This is a genomic window from Marinifaba aquimaris (genome assembly GCF_013328345.1).
Lineage (GTDB): Bacteria > Pseudomonadota > Gammaproteobacteria > Enterobacterales > Alteromonadaceae > Marinifaba > Marinifaba aquimaris.
Genome location: NZ_JABULX010000058.1, coordinates 1 through 3,846, shown reverse-complemented (window position 1 = coordinate 3,846; position 3,846 = coordinate 1). Strand labels below are relative to the sequence as shown.

Sequence of the window (3,846 nt, the reverse complement as noted above, 5' to 3'; positions counted from 1 at the left end):
GTCAGTGCGGTAGAGAAAGTTTGTCAGATGATAGCGGATATTTCGATAGCGTCTAATGAGCAAAGCTCTGGTATCGAACAGGTTAATAAAGCCATTAATCAAATGGATGAAATGACACAGCAAAATGCAGCACTAGTCGAAGAAGCATCGGCAGCAGGCGAGTCGATGTCAGAGCAAGCTAGAGCGATGAAACAGTTGTTGTCATTCTTTACCGTAGAATCTGGAGGGGACAGCCGCCATGTGGAGTTTATGGGAAGCCGCTCTCCAGTTAAGGATGTATCGCTACCTTCGCAAGCGAATTTTGATACTAAACCACAAGCGCAGCAACCAGCTGGTTTAGCATTTCACACTGATGATGAAGAGTGGGAAGAGTTTTAATTAGTAAACGTAGTATTACTGAAAAGAGGAAGCGTTATGCTTCCTTTTTTGTATCTGACACTTGCTCAGTAAGATTAATACTGGAACTATTAAATTATTGTTATTCAATCGATTTTATCTAGTAGTTTGCTATTTTATTGATACTGGTAATACAGATTTCTGATCTATACGGAAGAAAAGCCCTATGCTTGGTTTAAAAAATATGACGCTCGCATCCAAACTGATTTTTTCATTCATTACTTTTGCGATCATTCCAATGTTAGTCGTAGGTTTTACTGCGCAGCACATGTCGTCGAATATTATTCATGAGTTGGAAATTGAAAAATTGGCGACGGTGAAAGAAACGCGAAAACAGGCTGTTGAAAATTATATCAATGGGGCGGTGAATGATTTAGAAGCAATGGCAGAAAGAACTGATGTTATTGCCGCTATGCAGCAATTTAATGAAACTTTTTATACTGCTATTGCTGAAACAAATACAGACTCGCGAAAATTAACTGAGTTCAAACAACCATTATCAAGTTTTTATAACAATGAGTTTGGTTCTAAATTTGAAAAAGAGAATAGAGCAAAGGCACCGCTTCGCGATATGCTGTCATTAAGCGATGAAGCTATTTTTTTCCAACACCAATACATAGCGGCTAACCCACATCCGCTTGGTGAAAAAAACAATTTAAATACTAGCTCAGATGATTCTCGCTACTCGTCTGTGCATAGCCAATATCACTCAGTATTTAATTCAACCTTACAACGGTATGGCTACTACGATATTTTCCTGATCAAACCTGACACAGGTCATATCGTTTACTCTGTTTTTAAAGAACTAGATTTTGCTACATCGCTTAAATATGGACCTTATCGCGATACGAATTTTGCTGATACTTACCGCGAAGTGTTGGCTAGAAAACAAACAGTTATCAAAGATTATCAAGCCTACTTACCTTCTTATAATGCACCGGCATTATTTATCGGCTCACCTATTTTAAAAAATGGTCAGGTCATTGGTGTACTGGTTTACCAGTTACCTTATGAAGAAATTCTTGAAATTATGACGCCAAGAGTTGGTTTAGGTGAAACAGGTGATAGCTATCTATACGGCGCTGATTTACTCCCTAGAAGTGATTCAAGCTTAGGAAAAGAAGCTATTTCTTTGACTTACGCATTTAAAGAGCCAGCTAAAGCCAAGCTAACAGGTACTATTTATCAAGACTCATTATCGCAAAAAGTTGGGTATGAAATCACTCAAGGTTATGACGGTAAAGAAGTCTTTGCCTCATTTGCCAAATTGGATATTAGAGGTCTTGATTGGCGAATTATGGTGACCATTGAAACAGAAGAAGCCTTTGCTGCTATCAGCGATATCTTTTGGACTGTAGCAATCTTGTGTTTAGCGGTACTCATTATTGTGAGCTTATTTGGTTTTACTATTTCAAAAAGTATTTCTAGACCGATCAAAGATATTTCAAATTTACTTGAAGACTTATCGACTAAAGGTCAATTTGATTTGCGAAGTCAGTATCAAAGTAAAAATGAAGTAGGCGTCATGTCTGCGGCACTTAATAAGCTACTTTCTAACTTGCAAGTAGCATTTAAAGATATCAGCCAAGTCTTAACGGATACTAGCCAGGGCGTAAAAGGGCATAGAGTCAATGAAACCTTTGCTGGTGATATCAATACACTGGCAACGAACGTTAACAATGCCGTTGAGATGATTGAAGAATCTGCAAAACAAGCCAGTACAGAACAAGCTAACGCTAAGCAGCAAGCTGAAAAAGCGTTAAAAGCGGCTGAAGAAGCAGCTCAATCTGAGCAAGAGGCCGAAGTGGCTAAACAAAATGCGATCGAATCGGCAGAGCATGCCGAAGCATTAGCCGCACAAGCAAAACAATTGGCAGAGCAAGCTGAACAAGAAGCTCAAGCTTCTACTCGAGTAAAAACAGCCTTGGATAAATGCCAAGCGAATGTGATGATGTTAAATACTGAGCTAAATGTCACTTATCTAAACGATTCAATCATCACCTTGATGAGAAAAAATGGCGCCCAATTGCAGAATGAGCTAATTGCTTTTGATGCAAGTCGGTTAATTGGTCAGAGCTTCTCTATCTTTTTCAAAGGCCAAGATAACCTAAAAGAACACTACAAAAACTTAAGCAAGGTTTACCAATCTCGTTTGGAGGTTGCTGGCTTAACGTTTGATTTAACAGCTACACCAGTATTTGACGATAGCAATAATCGGTTAGGTACGGTTATTGAGTGGCAAGATATGACACAAATCTTGGCTCAGCAAGAGGTTGAAAGAGTTAAGCACGAACAAGAACAGCGACTGGCAAATGAAAATGCTCGTATTAAGCAGGCGCTGGATAATGTTTCAACCAATACGTTAATTGCTGATGCGGATAACAAAATTATTTATATGAATGATGCTATTGACCATATGATGAAAACTGCCGAATCAGATATATGCTCAGTTATCCCTAGTTTTAATGCAAAAAACATTATGGGGAATCATATCGATGTCTTCGAACAAAGCCCCGCACATAGACAAAACGCGCTGGCAACAACAACATCGACGTATTCGACTGAGCTTGAAATTGGCGGCCGTACTTTCAAACTTGTGGCAAATCCAATAGTGGCTGATGACGGTACGCGTATAGGTACGGTAGTTGAGTGGGGCGACAGAACAGAAGAAGTCGCAGTTGAAAAAGAAATAGATAACTTAGTTGATAAAGCCGCAGCAGGTGATTTATCTGTTCGCATGAACTTAGACAATAAAGATGGCTTCTTTAAAGGTTTAGGCGATGGCTTAAACCGCTTAGTTGATGTTTGTGATGGCGTCATTAATGATACTGTTGAAATGCTAGATGCGATGGCGCACGGTAATTTAACGAAGCGAATAGAAGGTGATTACCAAGGAGCATTTGGTAAGCTTAAAGAAGATGCCAATGCGACGGTAACTAAGCTGACGGAAATTATTGCGCGAGTAAACCAATCGGCAAATACGGTTGCTTCGGGTGCTGATGAAATTGCTCAAGGTAATGCAGATTTAAGCCAACGTACAGAAGAGCAAGCGTCTTCATTAGAAGAAACGGCTTCGTCGATGGAAGAGATGACCAGTACGGTTAAACAAAACGCGGATAATGCTCAAATTGCTAATCAGTTAGCGAGCGATGCCCAAACGAAAGCCGTTCAAGGTGGTGAAGTTGTCGAGCGCGCAGTGACAGGCATGTCAGAGATTAATGATTCGAGTAAGAAAATAGCCGATATTATTGGTGTGATAGATGAAATTGCTTTCCAAACCAACTTACTAGCGTTAAATGCTGCGGTAGAAGCGGCAAGAGCAGGCGAGCAAGGTCGAGGGTTTGCGGTTGTTGCAGGCGAGGTTCGTAACTTGGCTCAACGCTCAGCAGAAGCGGCAAAAGAAATTAAAGACTTAATTCGAGACAGTGTAGCAAAAGTAGAAGATGGCTC

General features: G+C 40.1%; 1 protein-coding gene and 1 pseudogene. Both read left to right on the top strand.

Features of this window, described 5'->3' with window-relative positions:
* Positions 1-378, top strand: a pseudogene (locus tag HR060_RS19555) (methyl-accepting chemotaxis protein); the annotation flags it as partial.
* A gap of 184 nt (positions 379-562) precedes the next feature.
* The coding region (locus HR060_RS19705; RefSeq protein WP_174201838.1) for a methyl-accepting chemotaxis protein at positions 563-3,846 on the top strand (3,284 nt) is incomplete at its 3' end.